General features: G+C 71.1%; 16 protein-coding genes. 7 read left to right on the top strand and 9 right to left on the bottom strand.

All coding sequences use genetic code 11. From position 1 onward, the window contains the following. The first annotated feature begins 6 nt into the window (after positions 1-6). Positions 7-858: a hypothetical protein gene (locus ACFWXQ_RS45185; protein ID WP_383948642.1), complete on the top strand. Its 852-nt coding sequence runs from the start codon at positions 7-9 to the stop codon at positions 856-858. 10 nt (positions 859-868) lie between these two features. Here the strand turns inward: ACFWXQ_RS45185 and ACFWXQ_RS45180 are convergent, their stop codons facing one another. The 3 genes from ACFWXQ_RS45180 to ACFWXQ_RS45170 all read right to left on the bottom strand — a co-directional run bounded on the left by ACFWXQ_RS45180 (position 869) and on the right by ACFWXQ_RS45170 (position 4062). Then, positions 869-2518 (bottom strand): phospho-sugar mutase, encoded by a 1650-nt coding sequence (locus tag ACFWXQ_RS45180; RefSeq protein ID WP_383948639.1) that lies wholly within the window; start codon positions 2516-2518, stop codon positions 869-871. Positions 2519-2698: 180 nt separating this feature from the next. Continuing rightward, positions 2699-3523, bottom strand: coding sequence for a purine-nucleoside phosphorylase (locus tag ACFWXQ_RS45175; RefSeq protein ID WP_383948636.1), 825 nt, complete (start codon positions 3521-3523; stop codon positions 2699-2701). 101 nt (positions 3524-3624) lie between these two features. Beyond that, the gene (locus ACFWXQ_RS45170) at positions 3625-4062 is read right to left on the bottom strand and encodes a gamma-glutamylcyclotransferase (protein WP_200396198.1); all 438 of its coding nucleotides are present in this window, start codon (positions 4060-4062) and stop codon (positions 3625-3627) included. 118 nt (positions 4063-4180) lie between these two features. On the opposite strand from ACFWXQ_RS45170, the gene ACFWXQ_RS45165 reads away from it, so the two are divergent. After that, positions 4181-5629: an NAD(P)H-quinone dehydrogenase gene (locus tag ACFWXQ_RS45165; protein WP_383948632.1), complete on the top strand. Its 1449-nt coding sequence runs from the start codon at positions 4181-4183 to the stop codon at positions 5627-5629. A gap of 190 nt (positions 5630-5819) precedes the next feature. Then, complete coding sequence (locus ACFWXQ_RS45160; RefSeq protein ID WP_383948629.1) at positions 5820-6785, top strand: DeoR/GlpR family DNA-binding transcription regulator; 966 nt, start codon at positions 5820-5822, stop codon at positions 6783-6785. Positions 6786-6881: 96 nt separating this feature from the next. On the opposite strand, the gene ACFWXQ_RS45155 is transcribed toward ACFWXQ_RS45160, so the two are convergent. After that, on the bottom strand, positions 6882-7448 hold the full coding sequence (locus ACFWXQ_RS45155; RefSeq protein ID WP_383948627.1) for a TetR/AcrR family transcriptional regulator: 567 nt from the start codon (positions 7446-7448) through the stop codon (positions 6882-6884). A gap of 267 nt (positions 7449-7715) precedes the next feature. Further along, entirely contained in the window at positions 7716-9488 is a 1773-nt protein-coding gene (locus ACFWXQ_RS45150) for an acetyl/propionyl/methylcrotonyl-CoA carboxylase subunit alpha (RefSeq protein ID WP_383954397.1), read from the bottom strand. 373 nt (positions 9489-9861) lie between these two features. Between ACFWXQ_RS45150 and ACFWXQ_RS45145 the strand changes: the two genes are divergently transcribed. Continuing rightward, complete coding sequence (locus tag ACFWXQ_RS45145) at positions 9862-10440, top strand: hypothetical protein (RefSeq protein WP_383954399.1); 579 nt, start codon at positions 9862-9864, stop codon at positions 10438-10440. A gap of 48 nt (positions 10441-10488) precedes the next feature. Here ACFWXQ_RS45145 and ACFWXQ_RS45140 read toward each other — a convergent pair whose 3' ends face one another. Both ACFWXQ_RS45140 and mmpB read right to left on the bottom strand, forming a co-directional pair. Continuing rightward, complete coding sequence (locus ACFWXQ_RS45140; RefSeq protein ID WP_383954401.1) at positions 10489-11109, bottom strand: Maf family protein; 621 nt, start codon at positions 11107-11109, stop codon at positions 10489-10491. A 31-nt stretch (positions 11110-11140) separates the two neighbouring features. Continuing rightward, on the bottom strand, positions 11141-11269 hold the full coding sequence (gene mmpB, locus ACFWXQ_RS45135; protein ID WP_143636837.1) for a morphogenic membrane protein MmpB: 129 nt from the start codon (positions 11267-11269) through the stop codon (positions 11141-11143). Between the two features lie 176 nt (positions 11270-11445). Here mmpB and ACFWXQ_RS45130 point away from each other — a divergent pair, with 176 nt between their 5' ends. Further along, on the top strand, positions 11446-12576 hold the full coding sequence (locus ACFWXQ_RS45130) for an SGNH/GDSL hydrolase family protein (protein WP_383954403.1): 1131 nt from the start codon (positions 11446-11448) through the stop codon (positions 12574-12576). A 66-nt stretch (positions 12577-12642) separates the two neighbouring features. Here the strand turns inward: ACFWXQ_RS45130 and ACFWXQ_RS45125 are convergent, their stop codons facing one another. Together ACFWXQ_RS45125 and ACFWXQ_RS45120 are read right to left on the bottom strand one after the other, a co-directional pair. Further along, complete coding sequence (locus tag ACFWXQ_RS45125; protein WP_383954409.1) at positions 12643-12852, bottom strand: acyl-CoA carboxylase epsilon subunit; 210 nt, start codon at positions 12850-12852, stop codon at positions 12643-12645. A gap of 46 nt (positions 12853-12898) precedes the next feature. Then, the gene (locus tag ACFWXQ_RS45120; RefSeq protein WP_383954405.1) at positions 12899-14497 is read right to left on the bottom strand and encodes an acyl-CoA carboxylase subunit beta; all 1599 of its coding nucleotides are present in this window, start codon (positions 14495-14497) and stop codon (positions 12899-12901) included. A 176-nt stretch (positions 14498-14673) separates the two neighbouring features. Between ACFWXQ_RS45120 and ACFWXQ_RS45115 the strand changes: the two genes are divergently transcribed. Both ACFWXQ_RS45115 and ACFWXQ_RS45110 read left to right on the top strand, forming a co-directional pair. Then, positions 14674-15594 carry a biotin--[acetyl-CoA-carboxylase] ligase gene (locus ACFWXQ_RS45115; RefSeq protein WP_383954407.1) on the top strand — a complete coding sequence of 307 codons (921 nt, stop codon included), beginning with the start codon at positions 14674-14676 and terminating at the stop codon, positions 15592-15594. Between the two features lie 536 nt (positions 15595-16130). Next, positions 16131-17294, top strand: coding sequence for an adenylate/guanylate cyclase domain-containing protein (locus ACFWXQ_RS45110; RefSeq protein WP_383954411.1), 1164 nt, complete (start codon positions 16131-16133; stop codon positions 17292-17294). The last annotated feature ends 1023 nt before the right edge of the window (positions 17295-18317 follow it).

Raw genomic sequence — 18317 nt, 5'->3', positions numbered from 1 at the left:
TTCACCGTGCACAGACACTTGGCGCGTCTGGTCACCGTTCTCGCGGCCCTGGTCGCGCTGGTCGCCTCGCCCCTCACACCGGCGTCCCCGGCGAAGGCCGCAGACGTGTGGAACCCGCCCGCGAACCTCGTACAGCCGCTGGGCGAGGTGTGGAACCACGTCTCGACGACCTACCCGGACCTCTACGGCTTCCGCAACTACGGCTGGGACCAGGTCATGGCCAACCGGGGAAGCATCAACTACTGCGTCCGCTGGGAGTCCGACGCCCCGGTCAGCACCGATCTGCGCGACCGGATCCACGCCGCCCTGAAGAAGCAGTTCGGCAAGTGGACGGCGGCCATGCTGGACAACGGCACGGGCCACAACGCCTGGCCGTACACCAGCGTGCCGGTCAACATCGTCGGCTGGGCGGTGAAGAACCGCTCGACCCTCCAGTGGACCGACAACTCCGTCGACATCTACACCAACAACCTCGACGGAGGAGGCGCCCCGCAGTGCGCGCCCGACTGCGGCCGCTTCTTCCACCAGGACGGCAACTACTCCCGCTGTCCGGGCGGCGCGGCCCGCCACTACGACCAGTCCCTCTGGCTCACCAAGGGCTTCCAGGGCGGCGCAGGCGGCGACTGGGGCCAGCGCGTCGGCCAGGAGTACTTCACCGGCGCCCTGTCGCAGGAGAACATCCACATCTACCTGCACGAGGTCGGCCACACCTTCGGCCTCGACGACTTCTACGACTGGACCCCGACCGGCCAGTGCTGCTTCCTCATGAAGGCGGGCAGCGCCGCGCAGATCACGGAGTTCGACAAGTGGATGTTCCGGGACTTCTGGCGCCACTTGAAGAGCAGGTACGGCCTGTGACCCCCGGCTCTCAGATGCCGGCCGCCGCCGAAAGATCCCGCTTGATCGTCGACAGCAGCTCCGTCGCCTTCGCGCGGGCTGCCGGGAGGTTGTCGTGGGTGCCCACCGGGACCACGACCTCCAGGTAGCACTTGAGCTTCGGCTCCGTACCGCTCGGGCGGACGATGACGCGGGCGCCGTCCAGCGTGTAGCGCAGGCCGTCCGTGGGCGGGAGCGTGTCCGTGCCCTTCGTCAGGTCCTCGGCCTTGGTGACGGCCAGGCCCGCGAGGCGCGTGGGCGGCTGCTCGCGCAGACGGCGCATCGCGTCCGAGATGAGGGAGAGGTCGTCCACGCGGACCGAGAGCTGGTCCGTGGCGTGCAGCCCGTGCTCGACCGCGAGGTCGTCGAGGAGATCGGGGAGGGTACGGCCCTCGGACTTGAGCTCCGAGGCCAGTTCCGTGATCAGGAGTGCGGCCGTGATGCCGTCCTTGTCCCGTACGCCCTCGGGGTCCACGCAGTAGCCCAGCGCCTCCTCGTAGCCGTACCGCAGGCCCTCCACCCGGGCGATCCACTTGAAGCCCGTCAGCGTCTCCTCGTACGGCAGGCCCGCCTTCTCGGCGATGCGGCCGAGGAGGGAGGACGAGACGATCGACTCCGCGAACGTGCCCCGCGCGCCCCGGCGGACGAGGTGCTCGGCGAGCAGCGCGCCCACCTCGTCACCGCGCAGCATGCGCCAGTCCCCGCTGCTCCCGCTGTCCCCGCCGTCCTTGACGGCCGCCGCGCAGCGGTCCGCGTCCGGGTCGTTGGCGATGATCAGGTCCGGGTCCGTCTCGCGGGCCTTGGCGAAGGCCAGGTCCATCGCACCGGGCTCTTCCGGGTTGGGGAAGGCGACGGTGGGGAAGTCCGGGTCGGGCTCGGCCTGTTCGGCGACGAGGACCGGCTCGGGGAAGCCGGCCCGGGCGAACGCCGCCAGGAGGGTCTCCTTGCCGACGCCGTGCATCGCCGTGTAGACCGTGCGGGCCGTACGCGGGGAGCCGGCCGCCAGAACCGCGTCCGTACGCTCCAGATAGGCGTCCAGGACGCCGTCGTCGAGGGTCTGCCAGCCGCTGTCCGGGCGGGGGACGTCGGCCAGGCTCGTGATAGCGGCGATCTCCGCGGCGATCTCGGCGTCCGCCGGGGGCACGATCTGGGAGCCGTCGCCGAGGTAGACCTTGTAGCCGTTGTCGCGCGGGGGGTTGTGGCTGGCCGTGACCTCGACGCCCGCCACCGCGCCCAAGTGCCTTATGGCGTACGCGAGTACGGGCGTGGGGAGGGGACGGGGCAGCACGGCGGCGCGCAGGCCCGCGCCCGTCATGACCGCCGCCGTGTCGCGGGCGAAGTCGGCGGACTTGTGGCGGGCGTCGTAGCCGATGACGACCAGGCCGTCCGTCTGCCCCTTGGCCTTGAGGTACGCGGCGAGGCCGGCGGCCGCGCGGATGACCACCGAGCGGTTCATCCGCATCGGGCCGGCGCCCAGCTCGCCCCGCAGGCCCGCCGTGCCGAACTGGAGGGTGCCGCCGAAGCGTGCGGTGAGCTCCGCCGTGTCCTCGGCGTCGATCAGCTTGGCGAGTTCCTCACGGGTTTCCGCGTCGGGGTCCTCGGCCAGCCAAGCCTTGGCCCGCGCGATGAGTCCGTCCTGCACGTCGGGTCAACCTCTCTCTTTGTCGTCGTCCCTGGGGGCTGCGCCCCCAGACCCCCTATCGGCCTGAACGGCCTCGTCCTCAAACGCCGGACGGGCCGAGTGTGTCGGCCCGGGCTGCGAATTCTTCAGCCCCTCCGGCGTTCGAGGAGCGGGGGTCCGGGGGCGGAGCCCCCGAGGGGACTACAGACGGTCCAGAACCTGGGTCAGCAGCGCACCCATGTGGGTGGCCGAGTCGCGGCCCGCCTGGAGGACCTCCTCGTGGTTGAGGGGCTCGCCGGTCATACCGGCGGCGAGGTTGGTGACGAGGGAGATACCGAGCACCTCCGCACCCGCCTCACGCGCCGCGATGGCCTCAAGAGTCGTCGACATCCCCACCAGGTCCGCCCCGATCACCCGCGCCATCCGAATCTCCGCAGGCGTCTCATAGTGCGGCCCGGGGAACTGCGCGTACACCCCCTCCTCAAGGGTCCCGTCGATCTCCTTGCACAGGGCGCGCAGCCGCGGCGAGTACAGATCCGTCAGATCGACGAAGTTCGCGCCGACGATCGGCGACGCCGCCGTCAGGTTGATGTGGTCGCTGATGAGGACCGGCTGCCCGGGCCGCATGCCCTCGCGCAGCCCCCCGCAGCCGTTGGTCAGCACGATCGTCTTGCAGCCGGCGGCCACGGCGGTACGGACCCCGTGCGCGACGGCGGCGACACCGCGGCCCTCGTAGAAGTGGGTGCGGCCCAGGAAGACGAGCGCGCGCTTGTCGCCGATCTGGTACGAGCGGACCGTGCCGCCGTGCCCCTCGACCGCCGGCGGCGGGAATCCGGGCAGCTCGGTGACCTGGAACTCGGCCGCGGGGTCGCCGAGGGCGTCCACGGCCGGCCCCCAGCCGGAGCCCATCACGAGAGCGACGTCGTGGGTCTCGGCGCCCGTCAGTTCCCGTACGCGCACGGCGGCGGCGTCGGCGGCGGCGTACGGGTCGCCCTGGATGTCGTCCGGAAGAAGAGATGCGTTCACGCGCACGAGGGTAGCCGGTCCGGGCCTACGCGCGTAGATGGTGATGGTCACGGGATTGCGATCGTTGTCTTGTTGTTTCCGCCGAAGGCCGCCCGGGCGGGTCAGCAGGGCCGCTTGCGCAGTTCCATCACATAGTCGTGCGGGGCCCCCGCCGATTCGGCCGCGTCGGCGATCTCGCCGAGGTAGCGGGCCGAGGGGAGCCCTCCCTCGTAGCCGTTGAGGACGTAGACCCACGCGGCCTCCTCGCCCTCCAGCGTGTGGATCCGTACCCGCATCCGCCGGTAGACGTCCAGGCCGACGCCCTCCCAGCGGTCCATGGACTCCTCGTCCAGGGGCGCGATGTCGTACAGGGCGACGAAGACCTGCGAGCGCGGGGCCTCGACGATGGTGGCCAGTGCGCCCTCCCAGCCCATGTGCTCGCCGCCGAACGTCAGCCGCCAGCCGTTCAGCCACCCGGTGGCGCGCAGCGGCGAGTGCGGAGCGCGGCGCGTCATGAGCCGCGGGTCGAGATTGCCGGCGTACGCGGCGTAGAGCGACATGGATCGAGAGTACGGCAGCGAACGCGTGCGCCTCTCCCGTAACCGGAGCACCCGGATTCCGTGATTCCCGCCGCGTCGGCAGCCCCCCGGGCGGAAGCACCTTGAAGCGTGCGGGACAATGGAGTACGTGACTCGGATCGTGATCATTGGTGGCGGACCCGGCGGATACGAGGCGGCCCTGGTGGCCGCCCAGCTCGGCGCGGAGGTGACCGTCGTCGACTGCGACGGTCTGGGCGGGGCGTCGGTGCTCACCGACTGCGTCCCGTCGAAGACCCTGATCGCGACGGCGGAGGTGATGACCACCTTCGACTCGTCGTACGAGGAGCTGGGGATCATCGTCGCCGATGACACTCCTCACGTCGACACGCCCGCGCGGGTCGTCGGTGTCGACCTGGGGAAGGTCAACCGCCGTGTGAAGCGGCTCGCGCTCGCCCAGTCGCACGACATCACCGCCTCGGTGACGCGTGCCGGGGCCCGGGTGCTCCGCGGCCGCGGGCGGCTCGAAGGCATGCAGGCCCTGGACGGCTCGCGCAAGGTCGTCGTACGGGCCGCGGACGGCAGCGAGGAGACGCTCGTCGCCGACGCTGTGCTCATCGCCACCGGCGGGCATCCCCGCGAGCTGCCCGACGCGCAGCCGGACGGGGAGCGGATCCTCAACTGGACGCAGGTCTACGACCTCGACGAGCTGCCCGAGGAGCTCATCGTCGTCGGGTCCGGTGTCACCGGTGCCGAGTTCGCCGGCGCCTACCAGGCACTCGGCTCGCGCGTCACGCTCGTCTCCAGCCGCGACCGCGTGCTGCCGGGCGAGGACCCGGACGCGGCCGCCGTCCTGGAGGACGTGTTCCGGCGGCGCGGGATGAACGTCATGGCCCGCTCGCGCGCCGCGTCCGCCAAGCGCGTCGGCGACCGCGTCGAGGTGACGCTCGCCGACGGCCGGGTCATCACCGGCTCGCACTGTCTGATGGCCGTCGGCGCCATCCCCAACAGCAGTGGGATGGGCCTCGAAGAGGCCGGGGTCAAGCTCCACGAGTCGGGTCACATCTGGACCGACAAGGTCTCCCGCACCACCGCCCCGGGCGTGTACGCCGCCGGTGACGTGACCGGCGTCTTCGCGCTCGCCTCCGTGGCCGCCATGCAGGGCCGTATCGCCATGTACCACTTCCTCGGGGACGCGGTGAACCCGCTGAACCTCAAGACGGTCTCGTCGAACGTCTTCACCGACCCCGAGATCGCCACCGTCGGCTACTCCCAGGCGGACGTCGACGGCGGCGTCATCGACGCCCGGGTCGTCAAGCTGCCCCTGCTGCGCAACCCGCGCGCCAAGATGCAGGGCATCCGCGACGGCTTCGTCAAGATCTTCTGCCGTCCGGGCACCGGGATCGTCGTCGGCGGTGTGGTCGTCTCGCCGCGCGCCTCGGAACTCATCCACCCGATCTCGCTCGCGGTCGACAACAACCTGACCGTCGAACAGATCGCGAACGCCTTCACCGTGTACCCGTCCCTGTCGGGCTCGATCGCCGAGGTGGCACGGCAGCTGCACACCCGGAAGACCGAGGGCGAATCCTGACGGCGAAAGACGGTTCCCCGCTGGTCACGGGGACCGCCGGCCCTTGGTGACGGTGAGTCGCCGCCCATTCGTTCGGCATAGGCGCCGTGATTAGGCGCGTATACCACTTCGTGCCCTGCGGTGCGAACAACTTCTGTTATTCGGCGCAAACTGCTGAAAGCAGACGGTCGTTGGGGTTACTGTCAGTTTCGTGTTCGCTGCAGAACGTCGCCAATTGATCCTCGAAATGGTGCGAGCGAATGGGGCCGTGTCGCTCCGTGAGCTCGCCCGCGTCGTCCAGACCTCCGAAGTGACCGTACGGCGGGACGTGCGCGCACTGGAGGCAGAAGGACTCCTCGACCGCCGGCATGGCGGTGCGGTATTGCCGGGCGGGTTCACGCGGGAGTCCGGCTTTCCGCAGAAGTCTCATCTCGCGACCGCCGAGAAGACGGCCATCGCCGATCTCGCCGCAAGTCTCGTCGAAGAGGGCGAGGCCATTGTGGTGGGGGCGGGAACCACGACACAGGAGCTGGCCCGCCGGCTCGCGCGGGTCCCCGGTCTGACCGTCGTCACCAACTCCCTGCTGGTGGCCCAGGCGCTGGCCCACGCCAACCGCGTGGAGGTCGTGATGACCGGCGGCACCCTGCGCGGTTCCAACTACGCCCTGGTCGGCAGCGGTGCCGAGCAGTCCCTCCAGGGGCTGCGGGTCTCCCGGGCCTTCCTGTCGGGGAGCGGACTGACCGCCGAGCGCGGCCTGTCCACCTCCAACATGCTGTCGGCGTCCGTCGACCGCGCGCTGGTGCAGGCGGCCGCCGAGGTCGTCGTCCTCGCCGACCACACCAAGCTCGGCACCGACACGATGTTCCAGACCGTGCCGACCGACGTGATCACCCGGCTCGTCACCGACGAGCCGCCCGCCCACGACGACCGCGCGGGCACCGAACTGCAGGCCCTGGCGGATCAGGGCGTACAGATCGCGGTGGCCGGAGCCGGTGGTGCGGGCGGGGATACGGTCCCGGCGGGGCGACAGCCGCCACGCCGGGACGTGCCGCTCCCCGGCCCCAGGCGTGGCCAGGTCCCCGGTGGTGCGGGCCCGCAGTTGCGCAGCGCGGCCGCGGTTCTGGGGGAGCAGCCCCAGAGCGAGCGGGCGCGGGTCGCGGACCTGCGCCGACGCTGACGGCAGGCCCCTCGGCCCTGGTCCTGACGGACGACGGTCCAGTTCGTACGTCAGGGAGCGCGGCCACAGCAGTACGTGTGCTCGGTGTGCGGGGCGTCAGGCTTTGAGGCCCCGTAGCGTCAGTGTCAGCAGGCGGTCGGCCAACTCCGGATCGTCCGGGGTCTCTTCGGCGGCCAGCGCCATCGCGTTGGTCAGCTGGAGGAGGTCGCCGATGGAGACATCGGAGCGTACGGCGCCCGCCCGCTGCGCACGGGCGAGCAGGGCGCTGCCCGCCTCACGCATCGGGCCGCTGCACCGGGCGAGTTCCGACGCGTCGTCGTGCGAGGCCGCCATGAGCGCACGCGCCAGGCCGCGGTACTCACTCGCATGAGTGATGATGGCGCGCAGCCATGTCACGAGCGCCGTGCACGGCTGCGGGTCGTCCAGTAGTTCGCGCGAGAGGTCCAGGAGATCGCTCACCGCGTCCGAGAAGACCGAGCTCAGCAGTGCGTGGCGGTTCGGGAAGTGCCGGTACAGCGTGCCGATGCCTACGCCGGCTCGTCTGGCCACGTCCTCCAGGGATGCGTCGGCGCCGAACTCGGCGAATGCCGTTCTTGCCTCGGAGACCAGTCGCTCGTGGTTGCGGCGGGCGTCGGCGCGCATGCCTGCCGGCGGCTTGGCCATGTGAATCACCTCGCCTCTCCTGTGAGCCGGGAGGTTGGTCCTGGCCCCGTCTCGTCTGCCCCATTGCTGTCGTTCGGGGGCTGCGGGTTGTGTGTGGCTTGTCGCGCAGTTCCCCGCGCCCCTAAAAGCTAAAAGCGAGGGGTCCGGCTAACGCGCTGAGGCGCCCGAGGTCAGGCTAAGCCTGTGCCTCGGGCGCCTCAGCGTGTTAGGGGCGCGGGGAACTGCGCGACCAGCCCCCGCCGGGCCCGCAGACCGAACACAAGCGTGTCAGTCCTTGATTTCGCAGATGAGGGCGCCGGAGGTTACGGAGGCGCCTACCTCGGCGGAGAGGGCCTTGACGGTGCCCGAGCGGTGGGCGTTGAGGGGCTGTTCCATCTTCATGGCCTCAAGGACGACGACGAGGTCGCCCTCCTTGACCTCCTGGCCCTCCTCGACGGCGACCTTGACGATCGTGCCCTGCATGGGAGAGGCGAGGGTGTCGCCGGAGGCGGCCGGGCCGGACTTCTTGGCCGCGCGGCGCTTGGGCTTGGCGCCGGCCGCGAGGCCCGTACGGGCCAGCGACATGCCCAGGGAGACCGGCAGGGAGACTTCCAGGCGCTTGCCGCCGACCTCGACGACGACCGTCTCGCGGCCCGGCTCGTCCTCCACCTCGGTGTCCGTGGGAGCCGCGAAGGGCTTGATCTCGTTGACGAACTCGGTCTCGATCCAGCGGGTGTGGACCGTGAACGGGTCGCTGGAGCCGGTCAGCTCGGGGCCGAACGCCGGGTCCTTCACCACCGCGCGGTGGAAGGGGATCGCGGTCGCCATGCCCTCGACGTTGAACTCGGCCAGCGCGCGGGCAGCCCGCTGCAGGGCCTGCTCGCGGGTGGCGCCGGTGACGATCAGCTTGGCGAGCAGGGAGTCCCAGGCCGGGCCGATCACGCTGCCGCTCTCCACGCCCGCGTCCAGGCGCACACCCGGACCCGACGGCGGGGCGAAGACGGTCACGGTGCCGGGGGCGGGCAGGAAGTTCCGGCCCGGGTCCTCGCCGTTGATGCGGAACTCGAAGGAGTGGCCGCGCAGTTCCGGGTCGCCGTAGCCGAGCTCCTCGCCGTCGGCGATACGGAACATCTCGCGGACCAGGTCGATGCCGGCGACCTCCTCGGTGACCGGGTGCTCCACCTGGAGGCGGGTGTTGACCTCCAGGAAGGAGATCGTGCCGTCCGTGCCGACCAGGAACTCGACCGTGCCCGCGCCGACGTAACCGGCCTCCTTGAGGATGGCCTTGGAGGACGAGTACAGCTCGGCGACCTGCTCGTCGGACAGGAACGGCGCGGGCGCCTCCTCGACCAGCTTCTGGTGGCGGCGCTGCAGCGAGCAGTCACGCGTCGACACGACGACCACGTTGCCGTGGGAGTCGGCCAGGCACTGGGTCTCCACGTGCCGCGGCTTGTCGAGGTAGCGCTCCACGAAGCACTCGCCGCGGCCGAAGGCGGCCACCGCCTCGCGGACGGCCGAGTCGTACAGCTCGGGGACCTCTTCCAGGGTGCGGGCGACCTTCAGGCCGCGGCCGCCGCCGCCGAAGGCGGCCTTGATGGCGATCGGCAGGCCGTGCTGCTCGGCGAAGGCCACGACCTCGTCGGCGCCGGACACCGGGTCGGGGGTGCCGGCCACCAGCGGGGCGCCGGCGCGCTGGGCGATGTGGCGGGCGGCGACCTTGTCACCGAGGTCGCGGATGGCCTGCGGGGGCGGGCCGATCCAGATCAGCCCGGCGTCCAGGACGGCCTGCGCGAACTCGGCGTTCTCGGAAAGGAAGCCGTAGCCGGGGTGGATGGCGTCCGCGCCGGAGTCCTTGGCGGCCTGCAGCACCTTGGTGATGTCGAGGTAGCTGGTCGCGGGGGTGTCACCGCCCAGCGCGAACGCCTCGTCCGCGGCCCGCACATGCAGTGCGTCCCGGTCCGGCTCGGCGTACACCGCCACGCTCGCGATACCGGCGTCTCGGCACGCCCGGGCGACACGAACAGCGATTTCGCCACGGTTGGCGATCAACACCTTGCGCACGTTGGCTCCCTCTCCTTGAAACAAGCCGAGTTTAGGGACTGCCGACACGACGTATCGACCCGTCCCCGGTGGTGAGCTTTCCCACACGGAGCGTGATACAAGGTCCGCTCGTCCGCGAAATCCCTTGTCGCACCGCGGTACGCAGGGGGCTTCCTAAGAACCCTAGCCCTCCGATGTGGCCAAGGTCTCTGTGAGAGCGTGCTGCGCCCCACTCCGTTTCTTTGTGGAGTCCCTACGAATGGCCCAACGAATCTTTGCCCTCCGTAGATCCCTTGTCCCGCGGTTTACCCGTTAGTAGCGTGCAGGCTGTCTCGAACGTACTTGAGGTAACAGCAGTTTTGGTCGAGCGGCAGTCGGAAGTGGGTGGGGACCGGTGGTGCGCAGACCGGTGGCATGGGTGACCGCGATCGTGCTCTTCGCGGAGGCGATAGGGATCGCGTTGGTCAACTGGTTCATGGGGGTCGTCGTCGACCGGCAGGACATGTCCCTGGCCGGGCTCGACTCGGACGTGATGTCCACGTCCTCGAAGGTCGCCGGCCTGCTCTTCGGCCTCTATTTCGCGCTCTGCGGTGTCGTCGCGCTGCGCGTGGCCCTGCGCGACCGCGCCCCCGCCGGCGTCGGCCGCATCCTGCTGTTCAGTGCCGCGGTGGTGCACGCCCTGCTCGGCGCGTTCACGGTGGGCCTGGTGGGCTGGGGCGCGTTCGCCTTCATGATGGTGGTGCTCGGGCTGATCGTGCTCATCTTCATGACGTACGACCGTCGCGAGGGCACCCTCTCCGACGCCGGGCCGGACGACGCCAAGCCGGACGGCGGTACAACGGGCGGTGGTGTGACGGGCGGCGGTGCGGCAGGCGGTGGCACCGCGGACGGTGGTGCGACGGGCGGCGCCGCCGTGGGTGGCGGCAATGGCGGGTCGCCGGTCATCCCGCCTCCGGCGCCCTCGGCTTCCTGACTCCCCTGCTCCCGGGCAGCTCCCGGGCCGCCCGTCCCGCCCCGCGCGTCACTTCTCGCGCGGGGTCCACAACTCCGTGATGCCGACACCCAGTTCGGCCAGCAGGCGGCGTACCAACGGCAGCGAGATCCCGATGACGTTGCCGTGGTCGCCGTCGATGCCGTCGATGAACGGGGCCGAGCGGCCGTCGAGCGTGAACGCCCCCGCGACATGGAGGGGCTCGCCCGAGGCGACGTACGCGGCGACCTCGGCGTCGCTCGGCTCGCCGAAGCGGACCACGGTGGAGGCGACCGCCGAGGCGTGCCGCCCGGCCGACGTGTCCCAGACGCAGTGCCCGGTCTGGAGCGTGCCCGCGCGGCCGCGCATGGCCTTCCAGCGCGCGGTCGCCTCCTCGGCGTCGGCGGGCTTGCCGAGCGCCTCGCCGTCCAGGTCGAGCACCGAGTCGCAGCCGATCACCAGGGCACCCTTGACCTCGGGTCGCGCCGCCACCACGGACGCCTTCGCCTCGGCCAGCGCGAGGGCCAGTTCTGCGGGGGTCGGGGCGGTCACGGCGTCCTCGTCGACTCCGCTGACGATGACCTCGGGGGCGAGTCCGGCCTGGCGCAGCAGCCCGAGCCGGGCGGGGGACTGGGAGGCGAGGACGAGTCGGCGGCGTGGCTGATCAGTCATGCGGCCAGGGTATCGGCGGGGCCGGGGCGGCTCACATCACGCCGAGCACGATCATCGCGAGCACCGCGGCCAGAGCCAGGAGAACGCCCAGCCGCCGCAACATGTCCTGCATGTCACGCAGTTCCTTGGGCGGCTCGTTCTCCGGGTCGGACCACAGCATGTCAACGATCGTGACTCCGCCGCGGGCGCGGGCGCCTGAGTACGCGTACTCATTTTGAGTAAAAGGGTCTGGGGTTCCATTAGGGCCTTCCTTCCTGTTATCGTTCCGGGCATCACTAAAGGGACTCTGATTCCATTAGGGGACAGGGTCCTGATCCTCTCGGAAAGGGATGTGCCGTGTTCACCACCGCCTGGACCGCCTCGCCCCAGCTGCCCAGCACGGGCTTCACGCCCAACTGGTCGCAGGAGGGGTTCTGGCGGCAGTCCCTGCGCCAGGTCGTCCGCCTCGGCGCGGGCGGCGACCGGATCCGTATCCGCCTGTCGAACGCGTACGGGACCTCGCCGCTCGGGATCGCGGGCGCGACGGTCGCCCGTACGGCCCGCGGAGCCGCCGTGCGGCCGGACTCGGTCCGGCGGCTCACCTTCGCGGGGGCGGCCTCCGTCGAAGTGCCGGCGCGCGGGGAGATCATCGGTGACGCGGCCGAACTCGCCCTGGAATCAGGCGAATCGGTGACGGTCACCCTCCATCTGGACGCCGTCACCGGGCCCGCGACCTTCCACGCGCAGGCCTTCACCACCAGCTACCGGGGCGCGGGAGATCTCCTGGAGGACACCGGGGGAGAGGCCTTCGACGAGGTCAGCGAGTCCTGGTACTTCCTGTCCGGCGTCGATGTCTCCGCGGGGCGCACGGACGCCGTCGCCCTCTTCGGCGACTCGATCACCGACGGGTTCGGGTCCACGCCCGGCGCCAACCGGCGCTGGTCCGACGCCCTCGCCGAGCGCACGGGGCGGCCCGTGCTCAACGCGGGCATCGGCGGGAATCTGCTGCTCAACGACTCTGCTTGGTACGGGGAGAAAGGCGTCCGGCGCGTGGAGCGGGACGTGTTCGCGCTCGCGGGCGTCGACACGCTCGTCGTTCTGCTGGGGCTCAACGACATCGGGTTCAGCGAGACGGACGAGCAGCCCACGTATCGGCCCGCGCCGCTTGTGGAGGTGGGCGAACTCGTCGCGGGGCACCGGGAGTTGATACGGATGGCCCGGGAGCGGGGGGTTCGGGCCGTGGGGGCGACCCTGCTTCCCTTCGGCGGGTCCGATCACTGGGGGGAGCGGGCGGCGAAGGTGAGTCACGAGGTGAACGAGTGGGTTCGCTGCGCGGGGGAGTACGACGCGGTTGTCGATCTCCACCGGGTCCTGGGTGATCCTGACTCGCCGGATGTGCTGTGTGGGGCGTACGACTTCGGCGATCACCTGCACCCGAATGATGTCGGGTACGCGGTGATGGCCGAAGCCGTTGCTCGTGTTCTTTGACTGTTTGGCCGCGGGTGCGTTGTGGCTGGTCGCGCAGTTCCCCGCGCCCCTAAGGGGCGCTGCCCTCTAACCGGGCCAGAAGGTGCGGGCCCATGTGCGCGGGCCCGGTGCGGGTAGGCGCCTCTGGGCCACTCGGGACGGGTCGGACCATGCCGGGCGTTCCTGTGGTGCGCCGGGCGGGGATGTTGCCGCCGCCGCGGCGCGGGCCTGGACCACCGCCAGTGCGGCGGCCAGCTCCTCGGGGGTCGGATTGCCCCGTACGACCTTGATCATGATCGTTCCCGCTCTCGACTCTTGATTGTCGACACTCTCGACCGGCGTCCTACAGGGGGATGTTGCCGTGCTTCTTCGGCGGCAGGGACTCCCGCTTCGTACGCAGCGACCGCAGGCCGCGTACGACGTGGGAGCGGGTGTCGGACGGCAGGATCACGCCGTCGATGTAGCCGCGCTCGGCCGCCGTGTAGGGGTTGAGGAGCGTGTCCTCGTACTCCTGGATCAGGCGGGCCCGGGTGGCCTCCTGCTCGTCGGCGGGGGCCGCGGCGATGGTGCGGCGGTGCAGGATGTTCACCGCGCCCTGCGCGCCCATCACGGCGATCTGGGCGGTCGGCCAGGCGAGGTTGAGGTCCGCGCCCAGGTGCTTGGAGCCCATGACGTCGTACGCGCCGCCGAAGGCCTTGCGGGTGATGACCGTGATCAGCGGGACGGTGGCCTCCGCGTACGCGTAGATCAGCTTCGCGCCGCGGCGGATGATCCCGTAGTGCTCCTGGTCCACGCCCGGGAGGAATCCGGGGACGTCCACGAACGTGATGACCGGGACGTTGAAGGCGTCGCAGGTGCGGACGAAGCGGGCCGCCTTCTCGCTCGCGTCGATGTCGAGACAGCCCGCGAACTGCATCGGCTGGTTGGCGACGATGCCCACCGGGTGGCCCTCGACCCGGCCGAAGCCGGTGAGGATGTTCGGCGCGAACAGCGGCTGGGTCTCGAAGAACTCGGCGTCGTCCAGGACGTGTTCGATCACCGTGTGCATGTCGTACGGCTGGTTCGCGCTGTCCGGGATCAGCGTGTCGAGCTCGCGGTCCTCGTCGGTCAGGGCCAGGTCCGCCTCCTCCGGGAAGGCGGGCGGCTCACTGAGGTTGTTCGACGGGAGGTAGGACAGCAGCGACTTGACGTACTCGATCGCGTCCTTCTCGTCGCCCGCCATGTGATGGGCCACGCCCGACACCGCGTTGTGCGTGCGCGCGCCGCCCAGCTCCTCGAAGCCGACGTCCTCACCGGTGACCGTCTTGATGACGTCCGGGCCGGTGATGAACATGTGCGAGGTCTGGTCGACCATCACCGTGAAGTCGGTGATCGCGGGGGAGTAGACCGCGCCGCCCGCGCACGGACCGACCACCAGGCTGATCTGCGGAATCACGCCCGAGGCGTGGGTGTTGCGGCGGAAGATCTCGCCGTACATGCCGAGCGCCGAGACGCCCTCCTGGATACGGGCGCCGCCCGAGTCGTTGATGCCGATGACCGGACAGCCGGTCTTCAGCGCGAAGTCCATCACCTTCATGATCTTCTGGCCGTAGACCTCGCCGAGCGCGCCGCCGAAGACCGTGAAGTCCTGGGAGAACACGGCGACCGGGCGCCCGTCCACCGTGCCGTAGCCGGTCACCACCCCGTCGCCGTACGGGCGGTTGCTCTCCAGGCCGAAGTCCGTCGAGCGGTGCTGCGCGAACTCGTCGAACTCCACGAAGGAGCCCTCGTCCAGCAGCAGCTCGATCCGCTCACGAGCCGTCAACTTGCCCTTGGCGTGCTGCTTTTCGACGGCACGCGCCGAGCCGGCGTGCGTCGCCTCGTCGATGCGGCGCCGCAGATCCGCGAGCTTGCCCGCGGTGGTGTGGATGTCGATCTCATACTGCTGTTCCGGCTCGGACATCGGGATGCGGCTCCCTGCCTGCTCAGTGGGGACGTGAGGGTGAGGTGACACAGGTGCTTCGGACGTGCTGAACGGTGCTGGGCGGTGCTCAGCAGGGGGGTTGGCTACTCATCCGTAGCGTAGTGGCGTGCCTACCGTTCGGCAGTGCGGCGTTTACCACACCTAGGGTGGGTTGCATGACGCCGCGAGACGACTCAGACGCGAACAGCAATCGGTGGTCCGACCTGGACCGTCCCCCGCTCAACGCTGTGGCCCTGCGCCGCGCGCTGGTGCGCAACGGGGGGCACGAGGGGCTCTGGCGCGCTGTCGACGTCGTACAGCACACCGGCTCCACCAACTCCGATCTCGTCGCCCTCGCCACGGAGGGCAAGGCGGAGGAGGGCGCGGTCCTCGTCGCCGAGGAGCAGGACGCCGGACGCGGGCGCCTCGACCGCCAGTGGACGGCACCGGCCCGCTCGGGCCTCTTCTTCTCCGTCCTGCTGAAACCGACCGAGGTGCCGGTCGAGCGCTGGGGCTGGCTGCCGCTGCTCGCCGGGGTCGCCACCGCCACCGCGCTGTCCCGGGCGGCCGGGGTCGACACGGCACTCAAGTGGCCCAACGACCTGCTGGTCACGGTGGACGGCCGGGAGCGCAAGACCGGCGGCATCCTCGCCGAGCGTGCCGGACCCGACGCGGTCGTCGTCGGCATCGGCATCAACGTCACGCTCCGCGAGGACGAACTGCCCGTGCCGGGCGCGGGTTCGCTCGTCCTCGCGGGAGCGACGACCACGGACCGTGACACGATCCTGCGGGCCGTGCTCCGCTCCCTCGGCCAGTGGTACGAGAAGTGGCGCAGCGTGGGCGGCGACCCGGCCAGGTCCGGCCTCCAGGACACGTACGCGGCCGGCTGCGCCACCCTCGGGCGGGTCGTACGGGCGGAACTGCCCGGCGGGAAGTCGATCACCGGGGAGGCGGTGGCCGTGGACGGCGACGGACGACTGGTCCTGGCCACGGCGGAGGGCGTGCAGCAGCCCGTGGGGGCGGGGGACATCGTGCATCTGCGGCCGGCGGGGGACACGGGGGACGCCGGGGATACGGGAGACACGGGGAACCGGTGACGGGCGTGCCCACAGGGGCGCGCGGGACACTTCGTGCCTGGTGGTGAGCAAGGAGCGCGTACGGGCCGTACGAGTGGCAGTGGGCCGCCGGACCTGAGCGGGAGGAGTGGGCCTCGGGCGTCCGGCCTCGGCGGTCGGGAGTGACCCAGGGCACACCTGCCGTAGAGTTGAGGCCGGTCGATACCTGACCGCGGCAGATCGGAAGGGCAGCAGGCGTGACCGTCGACGACACGGGCTCCGGCACGGGTGACACCGCCTCCGACGGTGAGCCGGGGCGTACCACCGGGTCTGTCGCCGACACGGCGGCCGCACGGACCGATCGGGCCGAGGCGCACGCGCGGGTGGAGGAACAGGACCGAGTGGACGCGCAGGACGGCCGAACGGACCAGGCGGAAACGCCGGACCGGACGGAGACGCCGGACGGGCCGCCGAGCGCGCCCGAGGCGTCGGATCAGGTGGAACGGGCGGAACAGACGGGTCGGGTGGATCTCACGGACCAGGCGGGGGCGCCGGGCGGGCCGTCGGCCTCGGGTCGGATGGAGAGCCCGGGGCGGGTGGAGGCTGCCGGCCGGGGCGAGGGTGCGGGACGGGGTGAGGTTGCGGGACGGGGTGACGGGGCCGATCGCGCGGAGGCGCAGGCCGCCGCCTCCGAGGAGGATCCGCTGGCCCTGCGTCTCGAACAGCTCATCCTCGGTGCCGAGCGCCGCTACACCCCCTTCCAGGCCGCCCGCAGCGCGGGCGTCTCCGTGGAGCTGGCCACCCGTTTCTGGCGGGCCATGGGCTTCGCGGACATCGGCCAGGCCAAGGCGCTCACGGAGGCCGACGTACTGGCTCTGCGCCGGCTCTCCGGTCTGGTCGAGGCGGGGCTGCTCAGCGAGGCGATGGCGGTCCAGGTCGCCCGTTCGACCGGCCAGACCACCGCCCGGCTGGCCGAGTGGCAGATCGACTCCTTCCTGGAGGGCCTCACCGAGCCCCCGGAACCGGGCATGACACGCACCGAGGTCACGTACCCCCTCGTCGAGCTGCTCCTGCCCGAGCTGGAGGAGTTCCTCGTCTATGTCTGGCGGCGCCAGCTCGCCGCCGCGACCGGCCGTGTCGTGCAGGCCGCGGACGACGAGGAGATGGTCGACCGGCGCCTCGCCGTCGGCTTCGCCGACCTCGTCGGCTTCACGCGGCTGACCCGGCGCATGGAGGAGGAGGAACTCGGCGAACTCGTCGAGGCCTTCGAGACCACCGCGGCGGACCTGGTGGCCGCGCACGGCGGGCGCCTGATCAAGACGCTGGGCGACGAGGTGCTGTACGCGGCCGACGACGCGGGCCTCGCCGCCGAGATCGCGCTGCGGCTGATCGAGACCATGGCAGGCGACGAGACGATGCCCGAGCTGCGCGTCGGTATCGCCTTCGGCACGGTGACCACCCGGATGGGCGATGTCTTCGGTACGACCGTCAACCTAGCGTCCCGGCTGACCTCGATAGCTCCGAAGGACGCCGTCCTGGTCGACGGGGCGTTCGCCGAGGAACTCACCCGGACCGGCGACGCGCCCGCCTCCGAGGCCGCTGCCGCCGACGAGGCCGCCGCCGCGGAGAAGGAGGGCGAGGAGCCGCCGTCGTACCGCTTCGCGCTTCAGCCGATGTGGCAGCGGGCGGTGCGAGGGCTGGGCGTGGTCGAGCCTTGGCAGCTCAGGCGGCGGAGCAACTAGCGGTTGGTGGTCCCTTCCTCTTCCTACCTGTCGTTGCCGTCGTTTCCGTCGAAGCACAGGCCCACGACCGGGACGCACAGGCCTGTGCCCGGGCGGGCGGGGTTCTGCGGTGCGTCGGGGGATGTCGGGGTCGGCGCCGGGGCTGTGGGCGTGGCGGCGGGGGGTCGGGGCGGTGCCGGTTGCCGGCCTGCTCGGGCGGGTGGGGTTGTGGTGATGGGGAGGGCGCCCTGGAGGGCGTCGGAGGGGTTGGGGGCCGGGTTGCGGGGGCCTGCTGCCGGTCCTGGCACTCCGGCCGGACCTGTGGCTCCGCGCCGGGCTCCGGGGGCGGAGTCTCCGGCCGGCCCGTAGGACTCGTAGGAGCCGTAGGACCCGTTGGGTTTGTTCAGGCCGTCCCGCCCGTCTCGCCCGTTCAGGCCGTTCGGGGCGGAAGTTGACGTGGATCCCGATGGTCCCGTGGTGGTTGTGGGCGAGGGGGTCGTGCCTGTGGTGGGTGGTGCGGCTACGGGTACCGCTCCCGCGTCGCCCTGAGCCGGGCTGTCCGTCGAACTGGCCGCGCTGGGGTCGAGGTCCGTTGCCTCCACGCCGGTGTCTCCGCCGGTGGGCGTGGGTGCCATGCGCAGGAGGCTCAGGGCTCCTGCGGCCAGGGCAAGGCCGCCCACCGCGAACAGGATGCGGCGGGGGCGGGGTTTGCGGTGGCGGCCTCGGGGGCGGGTGGTGACCGGTTCCGGTGGTGTCGTCTCCGGTGTGAGCGGTCCTGGCTTCGTTGCCGTGTGCGGCATGTAGTTCCCCTCCCCGATGCGAGGGCGCCCCCCGGCGCGCTGTCGCGGTGCGCAGGTTATGCGTGGGCTGGGGTGGTTGGGGGCGAGTCGGGTGCGTCCTCACCCGAACGGGGTTTCTTTCGCCCCCGCCGCCCCTACCCATTCCCGTCACTACTCGGGGGCCAGCCCCCGAACCCCCGCTCCTCAAACGCCGGAGAGGCTAAAAGACTGCGCAGTTCCCCGCGCCCCTAGGTTTTTAGGGGCG

The sequence above is a fragment of the Streptomyces sp. NPDC058697 genome (genome assembly GCF_042715345.1).
GTDB lineage: Bacteria > Actinomycetota > Actinomycetes > Streptomycetales > Streptomycetaceae > Streptomyces > Streptomyces liliifuscus.
This window is presented reverse-complemented; position numbering and strand designations above follow the sequence as displayed.

What these genes read in the sequence shown, in the direction of transcription:
- ACFWXQ_RS45155 (WP_383948627.1), bottom strand. Translation starts at nt 7,448, where the DNA reads ATGGCCAAGCCGCCGGCAGGCATGCGCGCCGACGCCCGCCGCAACCAC.
- ACFWXQ_RS45110 (WP_383954411.1), top strand. Translation starts at nt 16,131, where the DNA reads ATGGAGAGCCCGGGGCGGGTGGAGGCTGCCGGCCGGGGCGAGGGTGCG.
- ACFWXQ_RS45120 (WP_383954405.1), bottom strand. Translation starts at nt 14,497, where the DNA reads ATGTCCGAGCCGGAACAGCAGTATGAGATCGACATCCACACCACCGCG.
- mmpB (WP_143636837.1), bottom strand. Translation starts at nt 11,269, where the DNA reads ATGCTGTGGTCCGACCCGGAGAACGAGCCGCCCAAGGAACTGCGTGAC.
- ACFWXQ_RS45140 (WP_383954401.1), bottom strand. Translation starts at nt 11,109, where the DNA reads ATGACTGATCAGCCACGCCGCCGACTCGTCCTCGCCTCCCAGTCCCCC.
- ACFWXQ_RS45115 (WP_383954407.1), top strand. Translation starts at nt 14,674, where the DNA reads ATGACGCCGCGAGACGACTCAGACGCGAACAGCAATCGGTGGTCCGAC.
- ACFWXQ_RS45170 (WP_200396198.1), bottom strand. Translation starts at nt 4,062, where the DNA reads ATGTCGCTCTACGCCGCGTACGCCGGCAATCTCGACCCGCGGCTCATG.
- ACFWXQ_RS45165 (WP_383948632.1), top strand. Translation starts at nt 4,181, where the DNA reads ATGGAGTACGTGACTCGGATCGTGATCATTGGTGGCGGACCCGGCGGA.